This window comes from Streptomyces sp. NPDC056883, assembly GCF_042788835.1.
GTDB classification, from domain to species: Bacteria; Actinomycetota; Actinomycetes; order Streptomycetales; family Streptomycetaceae; genus Streptomyces; species Streptomyces stoeckheimensis.
Window position 1 is genome coordinate 1 of record NZ_JBHUBS010000045.1, and the last position, 5270, is coordinate 5270.

The 5270-nt window shown below is 73.8% G+C and carries 5 protein-coding genes; 1 reads left to right on the forward strand and 4 read right to left on the reverse strand.

Going from position 1 to position 5270, the window contains the following annotated elements; genetic code table 11:
• Positions 1-132: 132 nt before the first annotated feature.
• Positions 133-1110 (reverse strand): NAD(P)H-quinone oxidoreductase, encoded by a 978-nt coding sequence (locus ACFRU2_RS42120; RefSeq protein ID WP_382981598.1) that lies wholly within the window; start codon positions 1108-1110, stop codon positions 133-135.
• Between the two features lie 139 nt (positions 1111-1249).
• Here ACFRU2_RS42120 and ACFRU2_RS42125 point away from each other — a divergent pair, with 139 nt between their 5' ends.
• A complete protein-coding gene (locus tag ACFRU2_RS42125) occupies positions 1250-1714 on the forward strand; it encodes a hypothetical protein (protein WP_382981599.1) in 465 nt (154 codons plus the stop codon).
• A gap of 7 nt (positions 1715-1721) precedes the next feature.
• Here the strand turns inward: ACFRU2_RS42125 and ACFRU2_RS42130 are convergent, their stop codons facing one another.
• From ACFRU2_RS42130 to ACFRU2_RS42140, 3 genes are read right to left on the reverse strand one after another with little or no spacing between them, the layout of a single operon-like run.
• On the reverse strand, positions 1722-2822 hold the full coding sequence (locus ACFRU2_RS42130; protein WP_382981600.1) for a potassium channel family protein: 1101 nt from the start codon (positions 2820-2822) through the stop codon (positions 1722-1724).
• Positions 2810-4165, reverse strand: a complete 1356-nt coding sequence (locus tag ACFRU2_RS42135) for a molybdopterin molybdotransferase MoeA (protein ID WP_382981601.1) — start codon at positions 4163-4165, stop codon at positions 2810-2812. Before ACFRU2_RS42135 ends, ACFRU2_RS42130 begins: the two co-directional genes overlap by 13 nt.
• Positions 4162-5070, reverse strand: coding sequence for an NTP transferase domain-containing protein (locus ACFRU2_RS42140; RefSeq protein ID WP_382981602.1), 909 nt, complete (start codon positions 5068-5070; stop codon positions 4162-4164). Before ACFRU2_RS42140 ends, ACFRU2_RS42135 begins: the two co-directional genes overlap by 4 nt.
• Between the last annotated feature and the right edge of the window lie 200 nt (positions 5071-5270).

The following is a 5270-nucleotide window of genomic DNA, read 5'->3' on the forward strand; positions in this document are numbered from 1 at the left end:
GCAATCCAGCGCCAGCCACATCCAGCCTCTCCGGCGTTTGAGGAGCGGGGTCCGGGGCGGAGCCCCGGGGAACGGTGGAAGGGCGGGTAGGGGACTTGCCCCGCGCAGCGGCAGCAGGTCGCCCCGGTTGGCTCAGGTGGTCAGTAGGAGTTTGCCTACGTGGGTGCTGGATTCCAGGACGCGGTGGGCCTCGGCTGCCTCCCGCATGGGGAAGGTGCCGTGCACCACCGGGTGGATGCGGCCCGCCGTGATCAGGGGCCATACGTGTTCGCGTACGGCCGCGACGATGGCGGCCTTCTCCTCCAGGGGGCGCGCCCGGAGGGTGGTGGCGGTGATCGCCGCCCGCTTCGCCAGCAGCGCGGCCAGGTTGAGCTCCGCCTTGACCCCGCCCTGGAGCCCGATGATCGCGAGGCGGCCGTTCACGGCCAGCGCGTCCACGTTCCGGGTCAGGTACTTCGCGCCCATGATGTCCAGGATCACGTCCGCCCCGGCGCCGCCCGTGGCCGCACGGATCTCCTCGACGAAGTCCTGTTCGCGGTAGTCGATCAGGATGTCGGCGCCCAGCTCGGCGCAGCGCGCCAGCTTCTCCTTGCCGCCCGCGGTGACCGCGACCCGCGCGCCCACGGCCTTCGCCAGCTGGATCGCCATCGTGCCGATGCCGCTCGATCCGCCGTGCACCAGCAGGGTTTCGCCCGGGCGCAGGCCGGCCACCATGAACACGTTCGACCAGACCGTGGAGACGACCTCCGGCAGGGCCCCCGCCGTCACCAGGTCCACACCCGCCGGGACCGGCAGGAGCTGGCCCGCCGGGACGGCCACCCGCTGCGCGTACCCGCCGCCGGAGAGCAGCGCGCACACCTCGTCGCCGACGGACCAGCCGGACACCCCGGCCCCGATCGCGGAGATCCGTCCGGAGCACTCCAGGCCGGGATGGGGCGAGGCGCCGGGCGGAGGGTTGTAGAAACCCTGCCGCTGCAGGACGTCGGCGCGGTTCACGGCGCTCGCCGCCACCTCGACGAGGACCTCTCCGTCGCCTGCCACCGGGTCGGGTGCGTCGGCCCACACCAGGGCCTCGGGGCCGCCGGGCTGTTCGATGGTGATCGCATGCATGGCCGGAGGCTACCGCGCGGATCGCCCGCCAAGTGGAACATCACGGGCTGGTGAAACGGTGGGGATCGCCATTCGTCGGGCTGTGTGACTGCCCGCGCTCGTCAAGTCGCCGACGGCGCGGCCCGCCCCGATCGAGACCGTGTACGTCACGGTTACCCCGACCGCGCCCGCCGCCTCGGCCCCCGGCCCCGGTGCGAGCCCGGCCCCGGGCTCCTCACCGAGCGGGTCGAGCACGCCGCCGCCCCAGGCCCCGGGCGGCGCCACCACGCTCACCCTGCCCAGGGACTACGGGTTCCGCCTGCGGGAGGCCGCGCCGACCGTCGAACGCCGCTCCGATGCCCTGGACTTCTACCGCGACTCCAGCACGGTGTGGGCGGACAACGGGGGGCGGATCGTCGCCCTGGAACCCCAGGAGCCCGGAACCCTGGACACCTGCAGGGCGATCACCCGTTTCATCGTGAAGGTCCCGATCGCGTCGCTGCAGACGGGCACGCGGTTCTGCTTCGAGACCGGCAAGGGAGCCCTCGCCCTGGTGGAGGTCCCGAAGGACGGAAGCGAGGGCGGCTTCGTGGTCCTCAAGGTCACCTTGCTGGGGGCGCGTTAGGGACGGCCTAGTCCGCCGAACCCAGGACCACCGGCGGCGTGGACGACGGGGTCGCGCGGACGATGGTGATGACGCGGTCCGTCAGTTGCAAGGGGCTCGCGTGCGGATCGTCGTACGGGAGCAGGCGGTGGCCGCGCAGGACGCTGACGACCAGGTCGTCGGTGTCCCGGACCGATTTCCCGACCTCCCCGCGGTTCACCGGACGCTCGATCAGGTCGAGCCCGCTGCCCTGCTGGATGAGGTCCTCCATCACCGTGCCCGCGCTCGGGCTGAGCACCGAGAGGCCGAGCAGCCGGCCCGCCGCGCTCGCGCTCGTGATGACCGCGTCGGCGCCCGACTGCTTCAGCAGCGGTGCGTTCTCCTCTTCCCGGACGGCCGCCACGATCTTCGCGCCGCGGTTGAGCTGGCGGGCCGTCAGGGTGACCAGGACCGCCGTATCGTCGCGCTGGGTGGCGATGACGATCTGACGGGCCTTCTGGATCTCGGCGCGCAGCAGGACGTCGGAGCGCGTGGCATCGCCGACGACCCCCGTGAACCCCTCCGCGTTGGCGATGTCGATCACCTTGGCACTGGGGTCGACGATGACCACCTGCTCCTTGCTGAGGCCGGTGGCCAGCAGGGTCTGCAGGGCGGAGCGGCCCTTCGTGCCGAAGCCGACGACGACGGTGTGCTCACGCAAGTTCTTCCTCCAGCGGCTGAGCCGCCACTCTTCCCTGGTGCGTTCGGTGAGGACTTCCAGGGTGGTGCCGACCAGGATGATCAGGAACAGCACGCGCAGCGGGGTGATCAGCAGGACGTTGACCAGCCGCGCGCTGTCGCTGTACGGGACGATGTCGCCGTAGCCGGTGGTCGACAGGGTGACGGTCGCGTAGTAGACGCAGTCGAGGAAGTCGACCTTGTTGTTGGCGTTGTCGTGGTAGCCCGCGCGGTCGATCCACACGATCAGGACCGTCAGGGCCATGACGAACAGGGCCATCAGCAGGCGGCGCGTGACCTGACGGAGCGGTTTTTCGACGACGCGCTTGGGCAGTTTGATGCGGCGCGAGACGAGTTTCTCGTCGGCGCCGCGTGCCATCGCGTCGGAGCCGTGAAGTTTCACGTGAAACATCCCCCCGAAGCCCACGGGAGATCGAGGATCTCCAACTCCTGGCCGGACCGCGCCCCGTTCGGCGGTACGACGGCCAGCGCGTCCGCGGCGGCCACCCCGCGCAGCATCGCCGGCCCGTTGTAGCGCAGCGGTACGGCGTGGTCCTCGGTCAGCAGGACCGGTACGAGCCGGGTGTCGTGCGGGTGACCCGGTACGTCGCCCTCCACCGGCACCACGTACCGGGGGCGCGGGCGCCGTCCGGCGAGGGCCCGCAGCAGCGGTTCGGCGAGGGTGAGGAGTCCGGAGACGGCGGCCAGCGGATTGCCGGGCAGCCCCACCAGGTGACGGACCGGGTCCGGCCCGGCGGCCCCGCCGCCGATGCGGGCCAGCAGCATCGGGTGCCCGGGGCGTACGGCCACCCCGTCGACGAGCAGGTCGGCGCCGGCCTTGGCGAGCACGGGGTGGACGTGGTCGACGGGGCCGGAGGCGGTGCCGCCGGTGGTGATGACCACGTCGGCGGCGGATCCGGTGACGGCCTCCAGCAGTGCTTCGGCGCCCGCCGGATCGTCGCCGAGCCGCCGGACGGCGATGACCTCGGCGCCGAGCCGGGTCAGCCAGGGGCCCAGCATGGGGCTCAGGGCATCGCGGATGAGCCCGTCGTGCGGGGGCCCCTCGGTGAGCAGTTCGTCGCCGAGGACCAGGATCTCCACGCGCGGCCGGGGGCGGGTGGAGAGCTCGTCGTACCCGGCGGCCGCGGCGAGGCCGAGGACGGCCGGGGTCACCAGGGAGCCCGCCGGCAGCAACAGGTCGCCGGAGCGGCATTCCTGGCCGCGCGGGCGGATGTCCTGGCCGGTGGCGACGGGGCGTTCGGCGTACAGCAGGGTGCCGGCCTCGCGGGAGTGCTCGCTGCGGATCACGGCGGTGGTGTCCGCGGGGATCCGGGCACCGGTGGCGATCCGTACGGCCTCGCCGTCCGCGAGGGGCGCGGGGCGCTCGCTCCCGGCCAGTGCGCCCTCGCCGGGGCGGATGGTCCAGGGGCCGGGCCCGGCGACTGCCCAGCCGTCCATCGCGGAGGTGTCGAAGGACGGCAGGTCGCCCAGGGCGTCGAGGGGCGTGTCCAGCACCTCGCCGAGGGCGGCCGCCAGGGGGACCCGGTGGGTGCGGCCGCGGACGGCGGAACCGGCACGGGCGGAGGTCTCCCGGGCCCGGTGCCAGGGCGCGGCGCGGTGACCGCCGCCGGTTCCGCCGGAGCCACCGGTGCCGCCTGCGGCGTCGGAACGGGGGGCGCGGCTGACCAGGGCGAGGGCCTGGTCGAGGGCGCGGTCGGCGTCGGCGTCGGCGTCGGTGCCGGGGTCGGCGGTCATCCGGAGCCGGTCGCTTCGGGGCCGGTGGCTTCCGGGGCTTCGCCTTCGGCGGACTCGCCCTCCGCGGCCCAGCGCAGGGCCAGCTCGGCGGCCTTGCGGGAGGCCTCGGCCACGGCCTGCGCGGGGTCCGCCCCGGTGGCTTCGGCGTGGGCCGCCGCGTAGCCGACGAGGAAGGTCGTCAGCGGGGCGGCGGGCCGGGCGACGCCGTGCGCGGCGTCACGGGCGAGGTCGAGCAGGGTCTTGGTGTCGACGGCGACGTCGATGCCCAGCTCGTTCTTGACGGCGGTGATCCATTGCTCCAGCACGGTTCCATGCTCTCTGATTCGGGCGCGGGCGGCGGCGAGATCGTCCCAGGTGTCGCAGTCGAAGGAGGCGAGTGGCGCAGCCGCGGTGACCGGGGTGAGGTCGAGTTCGGTGGTGAGGGCGCGCAGGGGGAGGCCGTTCACCGAGCCGTGTTCGGTGGCCAGCAGGGCGATTTCCCTGCGCAGGGGCTCGGCGCGGTAGGCGGCGACCAGGGGCTGGTCGCGGCCGCCCGGGTCCCGGAGCAGGGCTCCGTCCCGGGTGTGGTGCTCGGGCGCGTCGAGGGTTCGCAGCAGGGAGCCGACGGTGTCCCGGTCCAGGAACGGCAGATCGGCGGAGAGTACGAGGACCAGCGGGGCGGTGGTGTGCCGCAGCCCGGCGTCCAGCGCGGCGAGGGGGCCGCCGCCGGGGGGGTCCTCCCGGGCCCACTGCACGGGCCGGGCGGTGGGCCTGCGGCCGGCCACCACGACGGTGGTGCGGGCGTCTGCGCAGGCGTCCAGGACGCGGTCGAGGAGGGGGCGGCCGCCGACCAGGAGGCCTGGTTTGTCGGCTCCGCCCAGTCGCCTTGCGGCGCCGCCTGCCAGGACGATGGCGTCGTAGGTCATTCCCCGAGTATGCGGGGGGTCGGGGCCGGATGGGTTGTGGCGTTTACCGGGTTCTTACCCGGTGGCCCGTGGGGCCGGCTGCGGGGGTGCCGCTGCGCGGGCGAAGTCCCCTACCCGCCCTTCCACCGTTCCCAGGGCCGGCCCTGACCCGGTCCTCAAGCGCCGGACGGGCTGGGAAGGGGTACCGGGCTGCGCCCGGA

Bases quoted from the DNA above. Each gene is read 5' to 3' on its own strand.
- ACFRU2_RS42120 (WP_382981598.1), bottom strand. From the start codon at position 1,110: ATGCATGCGATCACCATCGAACAGCCCGGCGGCCCCGAGGCCCTGGTG.
- ACFRU2_RS42130 (WP_382981600.1), bottom strand. From the start codon at position 2,822: ATGTTTCACGTGAAACTTCACGGCTCCGACGCGATGGCACGCGGCGCC.
- ACFRU2_RS42135 (WP_382981601.1), bottom strand. From the start codon at position 4,165: ATGACCGCCGACCCCGGCACCGACGCCGACGCCGACGCCGACCGCGCC.
- ACFRU2_RS42140 (WP_382981602.1), bottom strand. From the start codon at position 5,070: ATGACCTACGACGCCATCGTCCTGGCAGGCGGCGCCGCAAGGCGACTG.